The sequence below is a fragment of the Streptomyces sp. Wb2n-11 genome, assembly GCF_001049855.1.
GTDB classification, from domain to species: Bacteria; Actinomycetota; Actinomycetes; order Streptomycetales; family Streptomycetaceae; genus Streptomyces; species Streptomyces altiplanensis.
In genome coordinates this window covers 117975-140480 of record NZ_CVPB01000005.1, presented here as the reverse complement: position 1 = coordinate 140480, position 22506 = coordinate 117975, and the positions used below count along the sequence as shown (strand labels likewise).

The following is a 22506-nucleotide window of genomic DNA, read 5'->3' as shown; positions in this document are numbered from 1 at the left end:
GCCCACTCCGAACCACCATGGGAGAGCCCATATGAACAGCGCTGCGGCGACCGCCCTGGCCGAGTCCGTCACCGGCGAGGTCGTCCTGCCGGGCGACGCGGCCTACGACGACGTGAAGGACATCTTCGTCCACAAGGGGCGGCCGGACGTCGTCGTCCGCTGTCACGGCACCGAGGACGTGCGCCTGGCCCTCGCGTTCGCGCGCGAGCAGGGCCTGCGCGTCTCGGTGCGCAGCGGCGGCCACAGCAACGCGGGCCTGAGCACCGACGTCGGCGGCCTGGTCGTCGACGTCTCGCCGCTGAACGGTGTGGAGGTCCTCGACGCCGAGCGCGGCCTGGTCCGCATCGGCCCCGGCGCTCAGTGGGGCCAGGTGACCGGGGTGCTGACGGAGCACGGCCTCGCCTTCTCCTCCGGTGACACCGACCAAGTGGGCGTGGGCGGTCTGCTGGTCGGCGGTGGCATCGGCTGGACCGTGCGCTCCACCGGTCTCGCGATCGACAACCTGGTGGCGGCCGAGGTCGTCACCGCGGACGGTCGGGTGCTGCGTGCCTCCGCCGACGAGCACGCCGACCTGTTCTGGGGGCTGCGCGGCGGCGGCGGCAACTTCGGTGTAGTGACCTCCTTCGAGGTAGCCGCCAAGGCGCTGCCGAAGGTGCACTTCGGCTCCATCGTCTACCCTGCGGCCGAGGCGGCCTCGGTGGTGAAGGGCTGGGCCCGCGCGATGCGCGAGGCGCCCGAGGAGCTGACCTCGCACGTGCAGCTGTTCCCGTCGTTCGGCGGTGACCCTGCGCCGGTGAACATCCTGGTCTGCTACGCGGGTGACGACGTCGCCGCCGCGGACGCCGCCATCGCCCCGCTGCTCGAACTGGGCACGGCGGAGAGCAAGGATGTCAACCTGGTCGCCTACCCCGACGTGCTCGACCAGGCGGGCGAGCTCCCGCCCGACTGGGAGCCGATGGTGCGCAACCGCTTCGCGCGGGAGTGCTCCGACGAGCTGGTCGACATCCTGCTCACCGGTGCGGCCTCCTTCGACAACCTCTTCGTGGAGCTGCGCAGCCTGGGCGGTGCCCTGGGCCGGGTGCCGGCCGGCGCCACCGCGTTCGGGCACCGGGACGCGGAGGTCATGGTGAACACGGCCAAGCTCGGCTCGCGCGCCGACAACGAGGCCGCTCTGCCGGAGCTGACCGCGTTCTGGTCGGCGCTCGCCCCGTTCACCGAGGGTGCCTACAGCGGCTTCCTCAGCGAGCTGGACGCCGACGACCTGGCCGCCGTCTACCCGCCGGAGACGTACGAGCGGCTGCGGGCGGTCAAGGACGCCTACGATCCGGAGAACGTGTTCTCCCGCAACGCCAACGTGGCTCCGCACGCGCGGGCCTGACGCTCACCACGGGAAGGACATCCCCATGACCACCCTCGTCGCCACGGACGTCCCGGGCGTCGGCGTCGCGCCGCCGGAGCCGGGCCTCACCTCCGAGGAGGTGGTGCGCCGCGCCGAGCGGCTCGCGGCCGGCCTCGTGGCCCGGCAGGCGGAGACCGAACAGCGCACCTACTACGCGGCCGACACCCACGCGGAGTTCGCGCGGGCCGGTCTCTACCGGATCCTGGTGCCCCGCAGATACGGCGGGTACGAGTTCGGTGCCGAGACCTTCCTCAAGGTCACGATGGCCCTGTCCCGGGGCTGTCCGTCGACGGGCTGGATGTACTGCCTAGGCGCGGCGCACTCCCTCGCCGTCGCCTCGCTGTTCGAGGAGCGCACGCAGGTCGAGCTGTTCGCCGACGGCGACTTCATCAGCCCGGCGACCATCACCCCGGCCGGCATCGCGCGGCGCGCCCCCGACGGCGGCTGGATCATCGACGGCACCTTCCCCTACTGCTCCGGCGCTCCCTACGCCACGCACTTCATCGGACACACCGTCATCGAGGACGAGGAGCCCGGCGAGGGCACGGAGCCGAAGCTGCTGCTGTTCGTCGCCCCGCGCTCCGAGTGGACGATGCTCGACGACTGGGGCCGCCAGCTCGGCCTGAAGGGCAGCGGCTCGCACAGCGTCTCCTTCCAGGGCGGGCGGGTCCCGGCGCACTACGCGATCGAGGCCACTCACCTGAGCGAGGTCGACGTCAGCGCTGGCACGCCCGGCCGGGCGCTGCACGGCAACGGGCAGTACGGCGGCGGCCCGCTGAGCTTCATGCTGCTGGAGTCGGCCGCCGTGGCGGTGGGCATGGCGCAGGGCGCGCTGGACGCCTACGAGGAGCTGATGCGCTCGCGTACCACCATCTTCACCGGCACCTCGCGCGCCGAGGACCCCGACTACCAATACTGGTACGGGCACGCCTCGGGCATGATCGCGACCGCCGAGGCGGCGCTGCTGCACGCCGTGCGCCAGTGGGAGGAGCTGTGCGCCAGGGCACCGGAGGACTTCACCCGTGAGGAGGACCTGCGGCTCGCCACCATCTGCCGCGAGGTACTGAAGCTCGCCTGGGGCGCGGTGGAGCGGCACCTGTTCCCGACCGCCGGATCGAGCGCGGTGCGCTCCGGCGAGCGCATCGAGCGGATCTGGCGCGACATGTCGACCCAGCACAGCCACTCCGGGATCGGCGTGCTGCTGCAGAGCGTCGCCACCCGCGAGTACGCCAAGGTCCGCTTCGGCGTCACCGAAGGCGCCCACTCGTGATCGCCCCCGCCGCCACGGACGTCCGGCCCGCGCTTCCCGGCGAGCCGGAGTACGCGCGTGCCGCGGCCGTCTTCAACGAGGCCGCGCCGGCCCGCCCGGCGGCGGCGCTGACCGCCCGTACGGTCGCCGAGGTGCGCGCAGCCGTACGGTACGGGTGCACCGCCGGCCTGCCGGTCCGGGTGCACACCACCGGCCACTCCGCCGGAGCAGCCCGGCCGATGGACGGTCATCTGCTGATCCGTACCGAACTCGGCGGCGGGGTCCGGGTCGATCCTGCGCGCCGCACCGCCTGGATCCCGGCCGGCACCCGCTGGGCCGAGGTGGTGTCCGCGGCGGCCGAGCACGGCCTGGCCGCCGCGCACGGCACGTCGCCGACCGTCGGCGCCGTCGGCTATCTCCTGCGCGGCGGAGTGAGCCTGTACGGCCGCAGGACCGGCATCGCGGCCAACGGGGTGACGGCCGTCGAGGTCGTGACCGCCGACGGCGAGGTACGCCGGGCCGACGCCGGGCACGAACCGGAGTTGCTGTGGGCGTTGCGCGGCGGCGGCGGCGGACTCGGTGTGGTCACCGGTGTGGAGCTGGAACTGTTCCCGGCCGCCGGGGTGGTCACCGGAGCGGCCTTCTGGGCCGGCCGGCACGCCGAGCGACTGCTCGAACGGTGGCTCGACTGGGCCGCCGACGCGCCGCGCGAGGTGTCCACCTCGCTGCGCATCATGAACCTGCCACCGGTGCCCGAGATCCCGGTCGAGCTGCGCTCGGGGCCCGTGGTGTGCGTGGCCGGTGCGGTACTCGCCCCGACCAGGGGTGATCTGGCGATCGCCGAACGCCGGGCCGACGACCTGCTGGGGCCACTGCGCGCCGTCGCTGCCCCGTTGGAGGACAGCTGGGCGCCGGGCGCCACCCCGGCGGTCGCGCAGGCCCACCAGGACCCGCCGGGACCGGTGGAGGTGCTCGGCGACCATCTGCTCGTCGGCGACCTGCGCGGGGAAGGGGCCGGGGCCCTGCTCCACGCGGTCGGACCGGACTCTGCGTCCCCACTGGTCGCCGCCGAACTGCGGCAGCTCGGCGGCGCACTGGCGGAGCCGGACCCGCGCGGCGGTGTCCTCGGCCATCTGCCGGCCACCTACGCGGTAATGGCCGCGGGACTCTCCGGCCTGCATCCGGCGTCCGCCATCCGGGAGCGCTGCGCGCGCCTGCGCGCCGCGCTCGCCCCCTGGGACACCGGTCGCACCGCGCCCGGGTTCGTAGAAAGCCCCGACCAGCCGCAGGGCCATCTGGACGAGGCGGACATCGCTGCCGTGGACCGCGTCCGTCTGGCGTACGACCCGAACGGGCTGTTCCGGCCCGATGCCATGACCGGCACGTCGGACCTCCTCTGACGGGCCTTCCCCCCACCCCGCACCACGCACACGAGGAAAGAGAGACATGAGCGACCTTCAGAAGCACGTTCAGACCGTGCTGGACGAGCTGACCGAGTCGGGTGCCGAGACCGGCCTGCAGGCGGCCGTCTACGTGGACGGCGAACTCGTCGTCGACGCCGTCTCCGGTGTCGCCGACCCGGAGACCGGCCGCCCGGTCACCTCCGACACCCCGTTCTGGAGCGCCTCCACCGGCAAGGGCGTCACGGCCACCGTCGTGCACACCCTGGTCGAGAAGGGCCTCTTCGACTACGACACCCGCATCGCCGAGCTGTGGCCCGAGTTCGGCGTGCACGGCAAGGAGAACGCGACGGTCGGGCACGCCCTGACCCACTCCGCGGGCGTCCCCGGTCTGCCGGGCGACATCACCCCGGACGACCTGACCGACTGGGGCAAGATGACGTCCATCGTCGCCTCCGCCGAGCCCTGGTGGGAGCCCGGCACCCAGACCGGCTACCACGCGGTCACCTTCGGCTACCTGCTCGGCGAGATCGTCCGCCGGGCGACCGGCAAGCCGATCTCGCAGATACTGCTCGAGGAGGTGTCGACCCCGCTCGGCATCGCCAGGGAGCTCTACCTCGGCGTCCCGCAGGCCGAGCAGGGCCTGCTGGCCCGTCTGGAAGACGCGCCGATCGACCCCGCCGCGTTCGGTGACATGCCGGAGGACTTCCCGCTGCTCAAGGCGGCGCCGCCGGCCATCATGCCCAACGCCTCCTACGGCAACCGCTCCGACATCCTCGCCTCCGACATCCCGGCCGGCGGCACGATGACCGCCCGCGGTGTCGCCAAGATGTACGCGGCCCTGCTGGGCGAGGTGGACGGCGTCCGCCTCGTCTCGCAGGAGCGCCTGGAGCAGATCAGCGCGGTGGCCGTCAACGACCTCGACCAGGTCGTGTTCGCGCCGTCCCCGAAGGGCCTCGGTTACTTCCTCGGCCGCCCGGGCGACGACCCGCAGCAGTCCCTGAACGTCTTCGGCGCTCAGGGCATGGGCGGCAGTGGCGCCTACGCCGACACCCGCACCAAGGTCGCCTTCGCCCTCACCAAGAACCGCTTCGACCCGACCGAGGCGAGCGCCTTCGAGCGCGTCAGCGGGATCGTCACCCAGGCCGTCGCCGGATCCTGAACGGACCGGTGACAGAGAGGTATCCGTCATGACGAACGCAGCCCAGGCCGTCGCCGGGGCGAAGGCGGGACGACGCGAGTGGATCGGCCTCGGCGTCCTGGCCCTGCCGACCCTGCTGATCGCACTCGACATCGGCGTCCTGTTCCTCGCGCTGCCCCAGCTCAGCGATGACCTGGGCACCAGCGGCACCGAGCAGCTGTGGATCACCGACATCTACGGGTTCATGCTCGCCGGGTTCCTCATCACCATGGGAAACCTGGGGGACCGGATCGGGCGGCGCAAGCTGCTGCTGATCGGTGCCGCCGCGTTCGGCGCGGCGTCCCTGCTCGCCGCCTACGCGAGCAGTCCCGGCATGCTGATCGCGGCTCGCGCCCTGCTGGGCATCGCCGGCGCCACGCTCAACCCCTCCACCCTCGCCCTGATCAGCAACATGTTCAGGAACGATCGGGAGCGCGGCCTTGCGATCTCGCTCTGGGCGACCTGCCAGTTCGGCGGCTCGGCTGTCGGTCCGCTGGTCGGCGGGCTGATGCTGGACCACTTCTGGTGGGGCTCGGTCTTCCTCCTCGGCGTCCCCGTGATGGTGGTGCTGCTGGTGGCCGGACCGCTGCTGCTCCCCGAGTACCGCACGGGCAGGGCGAGCGGCCCGCTCGACCTGATCAGCGTGGCGCTGTCGCTGCTCGCGATCCTCCCGGTGATCTACGGGGTCAAGGAACTCGCTGCGGGCGGCGCCCACAGCTCGACCCCGCTGGCGCTGCTGTCGCTGGCCGTCGGACTCGGCGCGGGCGCGATGTTCCTGCGCCGCCAGCGCACCCTGGCCGACCCGCTCGTGGACCTGGGACTGTTCGGCAGGCCGGCCTTCTCCTTCGCTCTCGCAGGCATGGCCGTGGCCTCCGGCGCCTTCGCCGGCACCTCGTTCCTCACCAGCCAGTACATCGTGACCGTGGCGGAGCTGAGTCCGACCGCGGCGGGGCTCTGGCAGGCCCCGACCGGTGGTGGCATCGCCGCGGGCGTGCTGCTGGCCCCGCTGTTCCTGCGCTGGATGAAGCCGCTGACTGCGATGGTGGGCGGGCTGTGCGTCTCCTTCCTCGCGCTGCTTGCCCTCACCCAGGTCGGCGACGACGGCGCGGTCGTCGGGGTCGTCGTCTGCATCGCGTTCGTTGCTTTCGGCGTCGGCCCGCTGTTCGCACTCGGTACCGGGCTCGTGGTGGGTGCCGTGCCGGTGGAGAAGGCGGGTGCCGCGGCCTCGCTGTCCGAAAGCAGCAACGTGCTGGGCTCGACGCTCGGTCTCGCCTTCCTGGGCACCCTGGGCGCCGCGTTCTACCGGGACGAGATGGCCGGGCAGATCCCTGCCTCGCTGCCCGCCCCGCTGGCCGAGGCCGCCCGGGAGACCGTGGCCGGTGGCACCGCCGCCGCCCGCGAGCTGACCGGCCCCGCCGCCCATGACCTGGTGGCGGCATCTCGTGACGCCTTCACCAGCTCACTGCACACGGTCAGCTGGGTCGCGTCCGCCGCGATGGCCGCCGTGGCGGTCGCGGTCGCCTTCAAGCTGCGGGAGAAGAACCCGACGGAGCAGGCCGACACGACGGAGCCGGCGGAGGCGGAGGCCACGGCCGGGGCACCCACAGCGGAGCGCACCAAGGTCTGATACCGACGCCCGAAGGGGCGCGGCGCGAGCGCGTCGCGCCCCTTCGGCATGCCCGCCGGCCGTCTTGCCGCACGGGGTCTCAAGCAAGCAAGCAAGGAGATGCGCAGTCCGTCCCCAGCCGCGACGATTCCGACGACCGGTCCGGTGCGCCCGTCACCACCGGTGCGCGCGTGCCCCCGCGATGCCCGGCAGCGTCCGGCGCTGCCCACTCCGTCACCGCCGCCCCGATTCCTAGGAGGCACCACCATGACCGCAGCACCGAAGATCCTCGCCATCAACGGCTCCGAGCGGGACGGCAACACCGCGGACGTGCTCCGGTATGCGGCGGCGCGCGCCCGTGCGCTGGGCGTCGAGTTCGAGGTCGTCGACCTGCGGAGCATCCGGATGGAGCGGTGCGGCCCGTGCGGCGACTGCAACGACCGCACGGTCGCCTGCGCCGTGGGCGATGACATCCCTTCCGTGGTACGCAGGATGATCGAGGCCGACGGCATCGTCTTCGCCGCCCCGGTGCACGGCTTCGGCACGGCGAGCCTCATGCAGACCTTCATCGAGCGGGCCGGGGTCGGCTACCTGCGCTTCGACCGTCCGCTGAGCAACAAGGTCGCGGGCATCATCTCTGTCGCCCGCCGCTACAGCGCGGGTGAGGTGTGGGCCCAGCTGACCGTCAACGCCCTGCTCAACCGCATGATCCTGGTCGGCAGCGGCTTCCCGGCTACCGTGCACGCGCTGCACCGCGGCGACGCGGCCAAGGACGAGGAGGGGCTGCGCAACGTCGAGCGTCTGGTCGACCGCATGTCCGACATGATCACGCTGCTGCGCGAGCACCGCGAGCTGACCGGCCGTGACGCGCTGGCCGGTGGCGACCGCAACGAGCGGGTCGGCCTGCCGCTGAACGAGCTGGTGGGCGCCGAATGAGCACCATCGCCCCGCTCTCTGCCGGTGACCCGGGCCTGCCCGCCTTCTGGGAGTCGTACGAGCCGGTGCTGCGCGCCTTCCACAACGGCGCCCTGGCCGACGAGGACCTGGAGCGCTGGCGGACCGAGCGGCTGACCGCCGTCCTGCGGCACGTCACCGAGCGCTCGCCGTTCTACCGCCGCCACCTCGCCGGCGTGGACGTCGCACAGGTCACCCCGGCCACCCTCGCCGAGCTCCCTTTCACCACCAAGAACGACCTGCGCCGCGAGATGTACGACGTGCTCTCCGGCAGTCCGGCCGACGCCGCCGTCTTCTACGAGACGACCGGCACCACCGGGCCGTCCACGCCCTGCCCGCGCGGCGCCCGGGACGTCGTGACCAGCAACGCGGCCGTGGAGGAGTCCTGGCGGCGTATGCTGCGCGCGCACTTCGGCGACCGGATGCCGGTGGTCGGGCTGATGGGACCCTCGGAGCTGTACGCCTTCGGTGACGTGTTCACCGCGGTGACCGCCGCGCTAGGCGCCTGTCACGTCAAGATCTGGCCGGAGTCCCCGCGCGTCGGCTTCCAGAAGGCGCTTCGTCTGATCGAGGACCTCGGCGTCGAGGTGATCGTCTGCGCTCCCGCGCTCTGCCTGAGCCTGGCCAAGGCCGCCCTGCACTACGGCTACGACCTGGCGCGGCTGCCGGTGAAGCTCTTCCTCGTGCTCGGTGAGATCTGCACCCCCGAGTTCGCCGCCAACGTCGCCACGGTGTGGCCGCACGCCCAGGTCCGGCCTACGCTGTACGGCTCCCAGGAGTCGCTGTGCATCGCGACCGGCGCCGATACCGGACAGCTCCACCTGTCGCAGCCCAACTACCTCTTCGAGCTGGTCGACCCGGACACCGGGGAGTTCCTGGGCACCCGGGGCGAGGGCGAACTCGCCCTGACCATGCTGGTCGACGGCATCAAACCGCTGATCCGCTACCGGACCGGCGATCTGGTCCGGATCACCGAGGCTCCGCCCGGTTCCCCACTGCCCGGCGACGTCGTCGAGGTGGTCGGCCGGGCCGCCGACCGCATCCGGCTCGGTCACGCCGTGCTCCAGCCCGCCGAGCTCGAGACGGCGGTCCTGGACACGGTCTCCGGCTGCCTCGGCTACCAGGTCGTCATCGACCGTGACGAGGCGGGCGACGACCGCGTCACCGTACGGCTCGACCTGCTGCCGGACCACTCCGACCGGGACGGCACCGCCGCCGGCGTCGCCGCCCGGCTGCGCGCGCTGACCGGTCTCGACGCGACGGTCGTCGTGGAGGACGAGCTGGACCCGGTGACCCACACCGGCTCCTTCGTCAGCTGGAAGGCGGCACGCGTGCTGGACGACCGGGGCCCCTTGGACACGTCGGTGCTGGTGGCGCGTCAGGTCGCTCACCGGTACGCGATCACCACCTGAGCGGAGAGGACACACCATGCCCGACCCCAGGCCGGAGCCCGCGACGATCCGGGTGACCACCCGGCGCGAGGTCCTGCCGTCGTACCCGACGCTCCCGGTGCACCAGGCGCTCGCCCACCGCTTCGGCAAGGAGCAGGTCTACCTGCTTGAATCGGCCGCGGGACCGGAGCGTGACCGCAAGTACCAGTTCGTCGGGTTCGGCGAGCTGCTCTCGCTGTCCGTCACGGACAGCGTCGTCAGCGTCGAGGGCGTCCCGGCCCTGCGCGAGGCGCTGCTGCGGCGGATCGCCCCGCTGCTCGACGAGACGGCCGGCGGACTGCGGCTGCGCGCCCGGCGCGACCTGTGGTCGGTCCTGCGGGAGCTGCACGCGCTGTTCGACGCCAAGGGCTCGCCGAACCGGTTCCGCTTCGGTTTCCTCGGCTACTTCGGCTACGACACGGTCCGCTACATCGAGGACCTGCCGTACATCATCGACGAGCGTCCCCCGCTGCCCGACGTCCACCTGGTGCTGCACCAGGGCTGCGTGGTCACCGACCTCGACAGCGGCGAGGGGGAACTGCTCCTGCACGAGTCCGACCACTGGCGGGCGTTCGACGCGGCCGAGGTGACGGCGCTGCTCGCGCGGGCCGAGACGGATCATCCGGTGGCCCCCGCGGGCCCCGTGCCGGCCTCGGCCACCTCGGACGACACCGACCCCGACGCGTACCGTCGCGACGTCGAACGGGCCCTGAAGCACATTGCCGTCGGCGACATCTACCAGGTGCAGCTCGGCCATGAACTGACCATCCGCAGCGCCGTCGATCCGATCGACGTCTACCAGCGGATGCGCACCCACAACGCCTCGCCGTACATGTATCTGGCGCACGTCCGGGGGCAGACCGTGCTCGGCGCGAGCCCGGAACTGTTCGTCCGGGTCGAGGACAGCACCGTCACCATGCGCCCGATCGCCGGCACCGTCCCGCGCGACGGCGACGACGAGGCGGCGGGCGCCCGGCTGCTGGCCGACGAGAAGGAGATCGCCGAACACATCATGCTGGTGGACCTGTGCCGCAACGACATCGGCCGGATCTGCCGCGCGGACACCTTGGAAGTGCCCGACGAGCTCATCGTCGAACGCTACTCCCACGTGCTGCACTTGGTCTCGACGGTGGTGGGCGAGGCCGAACCGGGTCGCGACACCTACGACATCATCGCCGCGCTGTTCCCCGCGGGCACGATGACCGGGACGCCGAAGATCCGCGCCATGGAGATCATCGAGCAGATCGAGCGCAGCCGCCGGGGACTGTACGCGGGCGCGATCGGCGTGATCGACATCGGTGGCTACACCAACCTCGCCCTGTGCATCCGCACCTTGTTCCACGAGGACGGCATGTACCGCACGCGAGCCTCCGCCGGAGTGGTCGCCGACTCCGCCCCGGAGCGTGAATGGACCGAGACGCTAGCGAAGATGAGCGCCGCCTACTGGGCGGTGACCGGAAAGGGACTGCTGTGAGCGTGACCGCCCTGAACAGCGGCGTGGGGCGGCCGGGCCCCGGGCCCCGGATCCTCGTCGTGGACGCCTTCGACAGTTTCGTCGACATCCTGCGGCAGTACCTGATGTCCGCCGGGGCCGAGCCGCTCATGGTGCGGTCCCGCACCATGAGCGAGCAGCAGGTGGCGGAGCTGCGGCCGGATGCACTGCTGCTCGGCCCCGGCCCGGGCCATCCGGACATCAGCGGGCACGTGGAACTGGTGCGCGCCTTCGCGGGCCGGCTGCCCATTCTGGGCGTCTGTCTCGGTCACCAGGCGATCGGGCGGGCCTATGAGGCGTCCGTGGTACCGGCGGAGCACTTGATGCATGGCAAGACCAGCCGGGTCAGCCACGACGGCCGCGGTCTCTTCGAGGGCATGCCCGAGGGCTTTCAGGCCACCCGCTATCACTCCCTCGTAGTGGTCGAGGACAGCCTTCCGCCGGTCCTGGAAGTGAGTGCGACCTCCGTCGACGACGGCTACGTCATGGGTCTTCGGCACCGGACGCTGCCGGTGGAGTCGGTGCAGTTCCACCCGGAGTCCATCCGGACGGAGGGCGGCATGCGCATGATCCACAACTTCGTGCGCGCGACCGCGGCGTTCCCGTCCTGGCAGGACAGCGGCGTCGCCGCGTGAGGCGCTACCGGCTCACCGGCTTCGACGGTCCGGCCTCGCTGCGCGAGGAGAAGTGCGAGATCCCCAGGCCCGGCCCGCGCGAGGTGCTGGTCCGGATGCGGGCCTGGTCCCTCAACCACCGTGACCTGCTGATCGCGCACGGACGCTACAGCCGTGACATCGTGCCCGGCCTCGTACCGCTGTCGGACGGCGCGGGCGAGGTCGTTGAGACCGGTTCGGAGGTCACCGCCTGGCGGCAGGGGGACGCGGTCGCCGGGTTGTTCCTGCCCGACTGGCGCTCCGGACCCCCCCGGGTCGACCGGGCTCTGGGCGGGTCCGTCGACGGGGTCCTCGCCGAGTACGTGGTCTTCGACGAGGAGGCGGTCGTCGCTGTCCCCGCCCATCTCGGCTTCGCCGAGGCCGCCACCCTGCCGTGTGCCGCGCTCACCGCCTGGCAGGCGGTCGTGGAGGTCGGCGGGCTGCATCCCGGCCAGACGGTGCTCACCCTGGGCAGCGGCGGCGTGTCCGTGTTCGCGTTGCAGTTCGCCGTGGCGGGCGGCGCGCGGGTGATCTCGACCTCCGGCAGCCCGGCCAAGCTGGAGCGGCTGCGCGAGCTGGGGGCGGCCGAGGTGATCAACCACGTCCAGGAGCCCGAGTGGGGCCTGCACGCGGCCGGGATGAGCGGCGGCGGCGTCGACCACGTCATCGAGGTCGGCGGGGCGGGCACCATGCGCCAGTCGATCACGGCGGCCCGGGTCGGCGGCAGGATCAGCGTCATCGGCGTACTCAGCGGCGGGACCGGGATCAGCCCGGTGCCCCTGCTGCGCAAGGTGCTGTGCGTGCAGGGCGTCCAGGTCGGCAGCGCAGACATGTTCCGGGCCATGAACCGCGCCCTGGAGCAGCGGCGCATCCGGCCTGTGATCGACCGGGAGTTCCCGTTTTCGGAGGCCAAAACCGCGTTCCGGCACCTCGAGGCCGCCACCCACATCGGCAAAGTGGTGATCACCGCCGACTGACCCGGCCGCCCTGCCGAGCACACCAGGAGATGCGGCGGCGTGCGCGCGCCGACGAGGATGCGAGGGCACCATACCGGCGACGGAGGCGACGTGGAGTACTGGAACCCCAAAGCAGAAACCATGCCACGCCACGAACTCGAGGCGTGGCAGTGGCGCAGGCTACAGCGGGCGCTCCACAACGCCCGCGCCCGCTCGCCCTTCTGGCGTGAGCGGCTGCCCCGCGACATCACCTCGATGGAGGACTACGCCCGGCGCGTGCCCCTGTTGCACAAGGCGGACCTGCTCGCCGCTGAGCAGCAGGCGCCGCCGTACGGCACCTGGCCCTCCATCGACCCCGCCCGCGGCATCCGCCACCACCAGACCAGCGGCACCAGCGGCAATCCCCCCGTGCGCACCATCGACACCGCGGGCGACTGGACCTGGTCGACGGACACCTTTTGCACGGCGCTGTACGCGATGGGCGTGCGCCCGCACCACAAGGGCATGGTCGCCTTCGGATACGGCCTCTTCATGGGCTTCTGGGGCATGCATTACGGCCTGGAGCGGATGGGCTGCACGGTCGTCCCGGCCGGCGGCCTGGACTCGCGGACACGGATCAAGCTCCTCGTGGACTACGGCATCGAGGTCGTCGGGCTCACCCCGAGCTATGCGATGCGTCTGATCGAGACCGCCCGTGAGATGGGCGTCGACCTGGCGAAGGAGGCGAACGTCAAGATCATCCTGGCGGGCGCCGAACCCCGGTCGAAGTTCACCACGCGCACCATCGAGGAGGCCTTCGGGGCGCGCGTCTTCAACGCCGCGGGCACCACCGAGTTCGGAGGCGTCTTCATGTTCGAGTGCCCCTCGCGCCGGGGCGCCTGCCACATCATCGAGCCCTCGACGATCGAGGAGGTGCTGCACCCCGAGACCGGGCTGCCGGTCGGCTACGGCGAGGAGGGGGTGCGGGTCACCACCGGACTGTCCCGCGAGGGCATGCAGTTGTTCCGGCACTGGACCGAGGACGTGGTCGTCAAGCAGCCCGCCGCCGCCTGCGGCTGCGGCAGGACCTGGGACTTCTACGACGGCGGGATCATCCGGCGGGTCGACGACATGCGCAAGATCCGCGGGGTGTCGGTCACTCCGGTGATGATCGAGGACGTGGTCCGCGGCTTCGACGAGGTCAGCGAGTTCTCGACGTCGATCAGCTCGGTGCGCGGCCTGGACACGGTCTTCGTCCGGGTGGAGCCGCGGCACGTGCCGGGCGGCGACGTGACCACCCTGGCCCGGCGCATCGCCGAGGAGTTCAAGCGGGAGATCGGCATACGACCCGAGGTGGAGCTGGCCCCCGAGGGCACTCTGCCCCGGCAGGAATGGAAGGCGGCGAGGCTCCGTGACGAACGCGTACTCGTTTCTCAGCCCTGAGCAGGAGGCCCGGCTGCTCGGCGCTTACACGGCCCTGAAGGAGCTGTCGGCCGACTGCCGGGTGCCGGCGGTAAACGCCGCGGTGACCATGGCCCTGGCCGAACTGCGCACGGCCCTCGACGGCCAGGGCGTGGAGTTCGACTACTTCTCAGCAGCCTGAGGCCCGCGCCGAGGTCCGTACCGACACCGCCCGCTCTCGCTGTGACGTGGGTCGGCACGCCACCCCCGGGTGGCGTGCCGACCCACGTCCGCGTGTGGTTTCCCTGTCTAAACCCGTTTTGAAAACACCGCACTTTCGAAGGTGCGACGGTACGGCGCCGACGCCAGCATGACTCGCGGCCCATCAGGTATCGACTTCCAAGGGAGCGCGAAACGTGGCATCTCGCAATGTCCGGACAGGCGCCGCTGAATTCCCCCAAAAGCGCAGAGTTCCCGTCCTCGACGGTCTGCGCGGACTGTGCGCGGTCGCAGTCCTCGTCTATCACGTCGCCTACACGGCGGGCGTGAGCAACCACTTCGCGGACCCGCGCGACAACCTGTGGGGTTATCTCACCGAGGGCATGGGCGTCTTCCTGCCTCCCTTCTTCGTCCTGTCCGGCCTGATGCTCTACCGGCCCTTCGCCCGCCGCACGGTGACCGCCGAGGGCACCGCCCCGCGGGTCGCCCCCTTCTACTGGCGCCGCTTCGTGCGCATCGTTCCCGCGTTCTGGGTCCTGGTGCTCGCCTCGATCCTGCTCCTGGACTACGACAAGATCGACGGCGCCTGGTTCTTCCTGCGGCCGCTCCTGATGATCCACTTCTTCAGCCGGGCCGAGTGGATCACCGGCATAGAGCCGACCTGGACCGTTCCCACCGAGATGCTCTTCTACCTGGCGCTTCCCGTCATCGCCCGGGGCATCCACAAGTTCGCCGTGCGCGGCGCCACCCCGGCCCAGCGCGCCCGCCGGATGTTCGTCCCGCTCGTCGCCCTGGTCCTCATCGGCATGGCCTGGACCGCCTACTGCTTCTTGCCGTCCATGACGGCCGACGTCTGGTACCTGTCCTTCTGGCCCTTCGGCTACGTCGGCTACTTCGCTGGCGGCATGGCCCTGGCCGTGATGCTCTCCTACGCCGAGGTGGCGCCGCGCCGGCCGGCGCTGTTCCGCTGGGCCGCCAAGTGGCCCATGGGCTTCTGGCTGGTCGCTCTGATCGCCTACCTCGCCAACGTGCCGCACCCGTTCGGCGAGCCCGGCATGGGCGACTGGGGCGCGCTCGTCCAGCAGATGACGCTGCACATCCTGTTCCTCGTCTTCTCCCTGTGCGTCGTGATCCCGCTGGTGGCCCCCGGCGCCCGCTCGAAGACCATGAACCTGGTCCTCGCGAACCGTCCGATGGCCTTCCTCGGCCGCATTTCGTACGGCATCTACCTGTGGCACGTGTTCTTCATCCACGTCGTGCTCCACAACGGCAGCATGTTCGGCAAGTCCGCGGTCAACTCGGGCATGCTGCGCGGCACCGTCGGCTTCGCCGAAATGGTGAGCCTGGTCCTGCTCGGCACTCTCGTGACCGCGCTGGCCAGCCACTACGTCATCGAGGAGCCGCTGAACAAGAAGCTGCGCGGCCTCTTCGACCGCCGCTCGCAGCGCCGTGAGGACGAGGCGTCCGTGTCGGGCCCGAAGGGCCCCGGGGGTGGCTCTCCGTCCTCGTCGGAACAGGGCGTCCTGACCTCCGTCTGACCCACCCGGTACGGCCCCAGGGGTGCCCCCGCCGCCACGGCGGGGGCACCCCTTCGCCGTACCCGCCCTACGGCCGCGCCGTCGGTACGACGAAGGGGTGGCCGGCTCCGGAAGGAGCCGGCCACCCCAGTGGCTTCGTGCGGGACCAGGGCCTGTCCGACCCTGATCCGAAAGAAGCGGCCTAGCCCTGGCGCAGCGGCCGGACGAAGGCGCGGACGTCCTGGACGAGCAGTGCGGGCTGCTCGAGGGCGGCGAAGTGGCCGCCCTTGTCGAACTCGGTCCAGTGCGTGAGCGTCGGCAGCAACGGATCTGCCCAGCGGCGGATCGGCAGCGCGGCGTCCTCGGGGAAGACGGCCACGCCGACCGGGGCCTTCAGCGGCCAGGGGCCGCCCCAGGTGCGGGCGAAGGCCTCGTCGCCGTGCGCGGACTCGTAGTAGAGCTGGGCACTGGAACCGGCGGTGCCGGTGAACCAGTAGAGCGAGACGTTGGTGAGCAGGTGCTCGCGGCTGACCGCGTCCTCCGGAACCTTGTCCGCGGCGGTCCACTCCTTGAACTTCTCGACGATCCAGGCGAGCTGGCCGACCGGAGAGTCGGTGAGCCCGTACGAGAGGGTCTGCGGCCGGGTCGACTGGATGCGCTGCCAGCCCATCCCGTCCTGCTGGAAGCGCCCGGCGAACTCCAGGCGGCCCAGGTCGGTGGCGTCCAGGCCCTCGAAGGCGGCCGGGTCCTGCGGCGGGAAGGTGACGAACATGTTCACGTGCACGCCGGCGACGTGCTCCGGGTCGGCGAGGCCCAGCTCCAGGGAGATCGGCATGCCCCAGTCGCCGCCCTGCACGAAGTAGCGTTCGTAGCCCAGGCGGCTCATCAGCTCGGCCCAGGCGCGGGCCACCCGGCGGGTGTCCCAGCCGGCCGCGCGGGTGGGGCCGGAGAAGGCGTAGCCGGGGATCGAGGGGATGACCACGTGGAAGGCGTCGGCCGGGTCGCCGCCGTGCGCGGCCGGGTCGGTGAGCGGACCGATGATGTCGAGGAACTCGGCGACGGAGCCCGGCCAGCCGTGGGTGATGATCAGCGGCTTCGCGTTCGGCTCCGGCGAGGTGACGTGCAGGAAGTGGACGTCGGTGCCGTCGATCTCGGTGATGAACTGCGGGTACTGGTTCAGCCTGGCCTCGGCGGCCCGCCAGTCGAAGCCGGTGCGCCAGTACTCGGCGAGCTCCTTGAGGTACTCGACCGGGACGCCGCGCGACCAGTCGGCGTCCGGGATCTCGCTCTCGGGCCAGCGGGTGCGCGCAAGGCGCTCGTTCAGGTCGTCGATGTCGGCCTGTGGGATCTCGATGCGGAAGGGGCGCATGGCAGCCTCTCGTGGTGCGCGTGCCGGAGCGGGCGTGGTGGGCGTCAGTGGGGTGCGGCGGCGGCCTGCGGCCGCCGGTGCGGTGCAGTGGTGGCGGGTCCGGTGCGCCGGGCTGCGCGGGAGGCCCGCAGGACGCGCAGCATCAGCCGCGGGCGCATCAGGGCCTGTGGCGGGTCGATGAGACCGGCGACGCGAATGAAAGCGTTGCTCAGTTCCGGGTCGTGCTCGGCGGCGGCCTGAAGGCGTGCGACGTAGGCGTTGGCCATCTTGATCTTGAGCGTGCGGCGTCCGGAGACGCCCGGGTAGCCGAGGTCGGAACCGGCGGCCAGCTCCCAGGGCGCCTTGATGGCGGCCGCGACGTCCTTGAAGTACGCGGCAGGTTTCCGGCCGCGGGGGACGGCGAGGTGACGACGCAGCGCCAGCGACTCCAGTGCGGCCACCGTCATGCCCTGGGCGTAGACCGGATTGAAGCTCGCCACGGCGTCGCCCATCACGAGCAGCCCTTCGGGAAACCGCGTCAGGCGTTCGTAGTGGCGCCAGACGCTCGCCGGGTAGCGGAACTTGACCGGGTCGTCGACGGGCTCGGCGTCGGCCACGGCGTCGTACAGGTGCGGGATGGGCAGCGAGCGCATGAACGCCTCGAAGCCCTCGGGGTCCGTGGGGGCGTGGTCGCCCAGGATGCCGGTGAGCGACAGCTCGTAGATGTCGCCGTCGCCGGGCAGCCGGTAGAACAGGCCGCCGCGCGGATGCTCGGGGGTCGCCGCCGGGATGATCGCCTGTGCGTCGCCGAGCGGGTCGTGGTCCAGGCGGTAGTGGCGCGTGGTGTAGGCGAGGTCGATCTCGACCCGTTCCTCCTCCGGGCCCGGATAGCCGAGTTCGGCGAGCCAGACCGGGGTGCGCGAGCCGCGGCCCGTGGTGTCGACGACGAGATCGGCCCCGAGTTCCTGCGGCTCGCCGCCGGAGTGGCGCGACTGGATCCGGGCGCCGGTGACCCGGGTCCGGTCGGCGGTGGTGGTGAGTCCGAGAATGTCGTGCTCTTCCAGGAAGCGGACATTGGGCAGCTGCTGCACCCGGCGGCGCACCTGCTCCTCGAGGACCGGACGGCCCGCGGGAATGGAGATCAGGCCGGTGTCGGCAGGGGCGATGCGCCGGCCGTTGAAGTACCAGTGACAGGCGTGGCCGAAGTCGTCCGGTGGTGCACCGGCGGCCGCGAGGTCGTCGGTGAGCCCCGGGAAGTGCTCCTCCAGGATCTGCTGGCCGCGGGCCACCAGGCCATGGGCGTGCCGTCCGTGCGGCACGCCGCGCCGCGGGCCCGAGACGTCGACGAGCCGGTCGCGGTCGACCAGCAGGACCTCCGTGTAGGTGTCGGCGAGCACGCGCGCGGCGAGCAGCCCCGCCATGCTGCCGCCGAGCACCACCGCCCGGTGTGCGGCTGTGTGGGCCACGGTGTTCTCCTCCTTCGGGTTGACGCCGGTCACGGGGTGGTGCGGGGCGTGTTCTGGTAGGCGGCGATGAGCCACTCGCCGTCCTGCTTGGTCAGCACCCAGATGGCACGGACCTGGCGCTCGGCGGCCGGCTCGGTCTCTCCGGGGGCGAGGACGCCGCCCTGGGTGACGACGACGGCGTTGTCGGGCGAGAGGAACTTGACGGCGAGCGGCGTGCCGGTGACCTGGGTGCCCTTGTACGGTCCGGCGAACGCCTGCGTCATGAAGCCGGCGATCCGCTCGCGGCCGGTCTCGTACACGCCGGGCAGCACCATGGTGCCGTCCTCGGTGAAGACGTCACCGAACGCGGCGCCGTCGTGCGCGGCCCAGGCGGCGACGATGCGCTGCGGCACTGCGGCGACAGCGGCGGTGTCCTCGGCGAGGGCGGTGGCGGTGGTCGTGGCGGTCATGTGGGATCTCCTTGTTCTCGATCGGGCGGGGACGGCTGCGGGCCACCGCGGACGCGGCGGCGCGGGCCGGTCAGGAGGACGGTGCGACGGAGAGCGCGTGGCGGAAGACGTTCCGTGGGTCGTAGCGCTTCTTCACCCGTTGCAGGCGGGGGTAGTTGTCCTTGTAGTAGAGGACGGGCCAGCTGGTGCCGGAGGTGTTCCAGGCCGGGTCGGCGAGGTCCACGTCCGGGTAGCTGATGTACGAGCCGTCGTTGACGTCGTCGGGCTCGGGGACGCCGCCGGTCTCGGCGTACACGTCGCGGTAGAAGCGGCGCACCCAGGCGATGTGCAGTTCGTCCTCCTCCGGCGCGGTCCAGGCGCCCGCGGAGTAGGACGCCTTGAGGATGGAGTCGCGCTGGGGGACGGCGGTGGCGTGGGGGGCGACCGCGTTGACCTGGCCGCCGAAGCCGGTGAGGACCAGGCAGGCCATCGGGTTGTCGTAGCCGGGATCGGTCAGATGGCGGTGGGCGGCGGCCAGTTGGTGGTCGGTGAAGCCCGTGCGCAGGTATCCGGCCTTGTTCTTGTACCGGCCGCGCGGGTCGCTGGGCCAGCTGTAGGAGGGCATCCAGGTGTCCATCCAGGACACCACCTGCTCTTCGACGTGGGCCGGTGCGGCGCCGCTCGGGCCGGTGAGCGCGGCCAGTTGCTCGGCCATCAGCTCGGCGGCGCCGGGCACGTCCTCGTCGATGACGGAGTTGAGGACGAACGATCCGGCGGAGCGGTGCAGGACGATCAGGTTGCTCCAGATGTGGCGCCCCGGTGAGTGCGGCGCGCTGTTCTTCTCGTGCCAGTCGGTGTAGGCGCGCAGTAGCGCCGTGAAGCCCTGCTCGTCCAGGGTGTCCCAGGACCAGACGACGTCGGCGCGGCGGATCCGGCGCGGGGCGCGGGGCAGGGCGTGCTCGGGGGCGGTCGGCCGGGGGCCGGCGGAGCGCAGCCAGAAGCGGGTGACGATGCCGAAGTTGCCGCCGCCGCCTCCGGTGTGGGCCCACCACAGGTCGTGGTGGGGGTCGTCCGGTTCACGGGTGGCGATGAGTACCTGGGCCCGGCCGGTGTCGTCGACGGTGACGACCTCGACGGCGTACAGGTGGTCGACGACCAGACCGTCGCGTCGGGAGAGATGTCCGTAGCCGCCGCCGCAGATGTGGCCGCCGACGCCGACCTCGAAGCAGGTGCCGGCCGGAACGGTCACGCCCCAGCCGTCGTGCAGTTCCCGGTAGAGGCGGTCAAGGCGGGTGCCGCCGCCGACCGCGAAGGCCGCCATCTGCTCGTCGTAGGAGACGGCGGACAGGGGCGAGAGGTCGATGAGGACCTGGATGTCGGGTGAGGCGGTGAAGTCCTCGAAGCAGTGGCCGCCGCTGCGGACCGCGATCCGACGGCCGGTGTCGAGGGCGTCCTGGACGGCGTCGACGACATCCTGGGTGGTGGCGGCGAGGCGGATCGCTTCGGGTTGCCCGGTGAAGCGGTGGTTGTATCCCTCCACCAGACCGGGGTACCGGTCGTCCTGCGGGGTGACGGTCACCCCGCGGTTCTCTTGCGACATGGACGGCTCCTCCTGCGGCGGTCGTGCCCAGAGCCTGTCCGGCGGATGGCGGCGGGGTCATCTCCTGGTTTGCGGAGTTAGCGGTGGCCCGGGTCCCGGTCGTCGGTCAGCTGCCGCTCCAGGGCGCGTTCCACGGGAGTCAGGGGCAGTGCGGTCAGCCGTTCCGGGTGACCGGGGGGCGGGTCCTGCGGGGCGGTGCCGTGGTCGAGCGGGATCGTCGTGGTCGTCGCGCCGATCCACGCCCAGCCGTAGTCGGACAGCGACCAGTAGGCGGAGGTGAAGAGGCGCTCGGCCAGCCGCAGGGCGGGAGCGGGCAGGCGCAGCACGCCGCCGCGTCGCGGCTCGGGCGGGGGTGAGGACGTGGTGACGGTCATCCCTCGACCGTCACACCCGTCCGGCGGCTGGTGCATCTCTCGGGGTGCGCACGCCTTTGGTGCCGTCCAGTGCCGTCTGGCCGCGCCTGCCCTCCTCCAGGGTGAGGGCGAGTTCGAGCGGCGTCGAGTCGTTGCCCTCGCGCAGGATCACGGCGGCCCGGGTGAGCTGTCGGGCGATTCGGTCCAGGACGTCGGCGACCGGGCCGGCGTTGTGGGCGAGGACGTCGCCCCACACCCACGGGTCGCCGCCCGCCGTGCGGACCGCGTCGCGCAGGCTCTGCTCGGCGAGACCGAGGAAGGACGAGGAGCTGTCGGCGAAGCGGCCGGAGAGGACGGCCGCCACCAGGTGCGGGGCGTGGGACAGTTCGGCGGCGACCCGGTCGTGGACCTGCGGGGAGAGGTCGAGGCGCTGCGCGCCGCAGGCGTCGAGCAGCGCCTCGAGCGTCCGCAGCGCCCACCGGGGGGTGGCTTCGTACGGGCACAGGACCCAGACGCAACCGCTGAAGCGGGCGGCGTCGGCGTCGGCCCGGCCGGGGGCGTCGGGTCCGGCCATCGGGTGGCCGGGCACGTAGCCCTTGAGGTCGCAGCCGCGCAGTTCGGCGTCGGAGCTGATGATGTCCTTGGTTCCGGCGGTGTCGGTGTAGGCGTGCCCGAGGCCCTGGCTCTGCGCGCGGTACAGGACGTCGACGACGGCGGACGGCGGGGTGGCCACGACGACCAGGTCGGCGGGCGGGCGCTCGGGGGTCCAGGCGGTTCCGGCGCCGAGCGCCACGGCCTCGGCGGTGGCGCGGGGATCGTCGTCGAGGAGGGTGACCTCGACACCCGCGCCGGTGAGGGCGAGGGCCACGGAGGTACCGGTGGTGCCGCAGCCGATGACGACGGCGGTACGCAGCGTGGCGGCGGTCATGGGAACTCCTGGCGGTTGGAACGGAGGGGGTGGGCGAGCCGGTGCCTGGTGGGCCCCGGGGCAGGGCGGCCGGGGTGCGGCGCGGGGCCGCGGGTCGTGCGGTCACGGCGGCTCAGTGCTCGCAGCGGGCGTGGGCGAACTGGCCGGGGGTGCGGCCTTCACCGGCCGGGCCGCGGTAGGCCTGGGCGATGTCGAGCCAACGGTCGGCCTCGGCTCCGGTGGCGATGAGGGCCAGGTCGTCGCGGTGGCGGCGACGGGTGACGAGCAGGCAGAAGTCCTCGGCGGGGCCGGTGATCTTGTCGGTGGCGTCCTCGGGACCGTAGGCCCACAGCTCGCCGTTGGGGGCGGTGACCTCGATGCGGAAGTGCTCGGTGGGCGGGGTCAGACCGCGCGAGAGGTAACCGAAGTCCCGGGTGAGGAAGGCGAAGAAGACCAGGTGGCGCAGGCGCTCGGTGGGCTCGCGGCGCACGCCGAGGGCGTCGGCGATGTCCTGGCCGTGGCCGAAGATCTCCATGATTCCGGCGGAGGCGAGGACGGCCGCCGGGAGCGGGTTGACCAGCCACGGCACGACCTGGCCCTCGGGGACGGCGGCGAGGGCGTCGACGGAGTGCTGGCCGAGGGCGCGGAAGCGGGCGAGGAGCTGGGCGGGCGGGAAGCCGTTGAACTGCTTGAGGGCGGCGTTGACGGCGCCGTCGAAGTCGCCCGAGGCACCGGCGGCGAGCTTGGCGAAGCCGCCGGGGTCGGAGGCGGCGGTGCCGGCCAGGTGGAAGATGAAGGTGAGGTGGGCGATCTGATCGGCGATGCTCCAGCCGGGGGCGGGGGTGGCGGTGTGCCAGGCCTGCTCGTCCAGTCCCTCGACGAGGCGGGCGGTCTCCTCGATGTCGATGGCGAGGGCCTTCAGGACGTCGTTCGTGGCGTTCATGGTGGTGTCTCCTTTGACGGGGAGCG

The 22506-nt window shown here is 71.9% G+C and carries 20 protein-coding genes; 13 read left to right on the top strand and 7 right to left on the bottom strand.

Annotated features, from left to right (window positions below; all coding sequences use genetic code 11):
- Nucleotides 1-31 precede the first annotated feature (31 nt).
- The 13 genes from BN1555_RS36985 to BN1555_RS36925 all read left to right on the top strand — a co-directional run bounded on the left by BN1555_RS36985 (nucleotide 32) and on the right by BN1555_RS36925 (nucleotide 15456).
- The gene (locus tag BN1555_RS36985; RefSeq protein ID WP_093804297.1) at nucleotides 32-1378 is read left to right on the top strand and encodes an FAD-binding oxidoreductase; all 1347 of its coding nucleotides are present in this window, start codon (nucleotides 32-34) and stop codon (nucleotides 1376-1378) included.
- 25 nt (nucleotides 1379-1403) lie between these two features.
- Entirely contained in the window at nucleotides 1404-2669 is a 1266-nt protein-coding gene (locus BN1555_RS36980) for an acyl-CoA dehydrogenase family protein (RefSeq protein ID WP_093804296.1), read from the top strand.
- Nucleotides 2666-4048, top strand: coding sequence for an FAD-binding oxidoreductase (locus tag BN1555_RS36975; RefSeq protein WP_093804295.1), 1383 nt, complete (start codon nucleotides 2666-2668; stop codon nucleotides 4046-4048). The genes BN1555_RS36980 and BN1555_RS36975 overlap by 4 nt, the downstream gene beginning before the upstream one ends.
- Nucleotides 4049-4094: 46 nt before the next feature.
- Nucleotides 4095-5210 carry a serine hydrolase domain-containing protein gene (locus BN1555_RS36970; RefSeq protein WP_093804294.1) on the top strand — a complete coding sequence of 372 codons (1116 nt, stop codon included), beginning with the start codon at nucleotides 4095-4097 and terminating at the stop codon, nucleotides 5208-5210.
- A gap of 28 nt (nucleotides 5211-5238) precedes the next feature.
- The gene (locus BN1555_RS36965) at nucleotides 5239-6855 is read left to right on the top strand and encodes an MFS transporter (protein WP_093804293.1); all 1617 of its coding nucleotides are present in this window, start codon (nucleotides 5239-5241) and stop codon (nucleotides 6853-6855) included.
- 246 nt (nucleotides 6856-7101) lie between these two features.
- Nucleotides 7102-7770, top strand: coding sequence for a flavodoxin family protein (locus BN1555_RS36960; protein WP_093804292.1), 669 nt, complete (start codon nucleotides 7102-7104; stop codon nucleotides 7768-7770).
- Nucleotides 7767-9200, top strand: a complete 1434-nt coding sequence (locus tag BN1555_RS36955) for a phenylacetate--CoA ligase family protein (RefSeq protein ID WP_093804291.1) — start codon at nucleotides 7767-7769, stop codon at nucleotides 9198-9200. Before BN1555_RS36960 ends, BN1555_RS36955 begins: the two co-directional genes overlap by 4 nt.
- A 16-nt stretch (nucleotides 9201-9216) precedes the next feature.
- Nucleotides 9217-10692: an anthranilate synthase component I family protein gene (locus tag BN1555_RS36950; RefSeq protein ID WP_093804290.1), complete on the top strand. Its 1476-nt coding sequence runs from the start codon at nucleotides 9217-9219 to the stop codon at nucleotides 10690-10692.
- Nucleotides 10689-11345 (top strand): anthranilate synthase component II, encoded by a 657-nt coding sequence (locus tag BN1555_RS36945; RefSeq protein ID WP_255306564.1) that lies wholly within the window; start codon nucleotides 10689-10691, stop codon nucleotides 11343-11345. The genes BN1555_RS36950 and BN1555_RS36945 overlap by 4 nt, the downstream gene beginning before the upstream one ends.
- On the top strand, nucleotides 11342-12340 hold the full coding sequence (locus BN1555_RS36940) for a zinc-dependent alcohol dehydrogenase family protein (RefSeq protein ID WP_093804288.1): 999 nt from the start codon (nucleotides 11342-11344) through the stop codon (nucleotides 12338-12340). The genes BN1555_RS36945 and BN1555_RS36940 overlap by 4 nt, the downstream gene beginning before the upstream one ends.
- Nucleotides 12341-12460: 120 nt before the next feature.
- Nucleotides 12461-13741 (top strand): phenylacetate--CoA ligase family protein, encoded by a 1281-nt coding sequence (locus BN1555_RS36935; protein ID WP_255306563.1) that lies wholly within the window; start codon nucleotides 12461-12463, stop codon nucleotides 13739-13741.
- Nucleotides 13710-13901 carry a DUF6052 family protein gene (locus tag BN1555_RS36930; RefSeq protein ID WP_093804286.1) on the top strand — a complete coding sequence of 64 codons (192 nt, stop codon included), beginning with the start codon at nucleotides 13710-13712 and terminating at the stop codon, nucleotides 13899-13901. The genes BN1555_RS36935 and BN1555_RS36930 overlap by 32 nt, the downstream gene beginning before the upstream one ends.
- 214 nt (nucleotides 13902-14115) lie before the next feature.
- Complete coding sequence (locus BN1555_RS36925; protein WP_093804285.1) at nucleotides 14116-15456, top strand: acyltransferase family protein; 1341 nt, start codon at nucleotides 14116-14118, stop codon at nucleotides 15454-15456.
- A gap of 181 nt (nucleotides 15457-15637) precedes the next feature.
- Here the strand turns inward: BN1555_RS36925 and BN1555_RS36920 are convergent, their stop codons facing one another.
- From BN1555_RS36920 to BN1555_RS36890, 7 genes are all read right to left on the bottom strand, one after another.
- Nucleotides 15638-16804, bottom strand: a complete 1167-nt coding sequence (locus BN1555_RS36920) for an epoxide hydrolase family protein (protein ID WP_093804284.1) — start codon at nucleotides 16802-16804, stop codon at nucleotides 15638-15640.
- Between the two features lie 44 nt (nucleotides 16805-16848).
- Nucleotides 16849-18249: an FAD-dependent oxidoreductase gene (locus tag BN1555_RS36915; protein ID WP_255306562.1), complete on the bottom strand. Its 1401-nt coding sequence runs from the start codon at nucleotides 18247-18249 to the stop codon at nucleotides 16849-16851.
- 29 nt (nucleotides 18250-18278) lie between these two features.
- Entirely contained in the window at nucleotides 18279-18698 is a 420-nt protein-coding gene (locus BN1555_RS36910; RefSeq protein ID WP_093804283.1) for an SgcJ/EcaC family oxidoreductase, read from the bottom strand.
- A gap of 70 nt (nucleotides 18699-18768) precedes the next feature.
- Nucleotides 18769-20277 carry an FAD-binding oxidoreductase gene (locus tag BN1555_RS36905; RefSeq protein WP_093804282.1) on the bottom strand — a complete coding sequence of 503 codons (1509 nt, stop codon included), beginning with the start codon at nucleotides 20275-20277 and terminating at the stop codon, nucleotides 18769-18771.
- Nucleotides 20278-20354: 77 nt separating this feature from the next.
- Nucleotides 20355-20651, bottom strand: coding sequence for a DUF6059 family protein (locus tag BN1555_RS36900; RefSeq protein WP_093804281.1), 297 nt, complete (start codon nucleotides 20649-20651; stop codon nucleotides 20355-20357).
- 10 nt (nucleotides 20652-20661) lie between these two features.
- On the bottom strand, nucleotides 20662-21558 hold the full coding sequence (locus tag BN1555_RS36895) for a prephenate dehydrogenase/arogenate dehydrogenase family protein (RefSeq protein WP_093804280.1): 897 nt from the start codon (nucleotides 21556-21558) through the stop codon (nucleotides 20662-20664).
- 112 nt (nucleotides 21559-21670) lie between these two features.
- Nucleotides 21671-22480 carry a TIGR03084 family metal-binding protein gene (locus tag BN1555_RS36890; RefSeq protein WP_093804279.1) on the bottom strand — a complete coding sequence of 270 codons (810 nt, stop codon included), beginning with the start codon at nucleotides 22478-22480 and terminating at the stop codon, nucleotides 21671-21673.
- Between the last annotated feature and the right edge of the window lie 26 nt (nucleotides 22481-22506).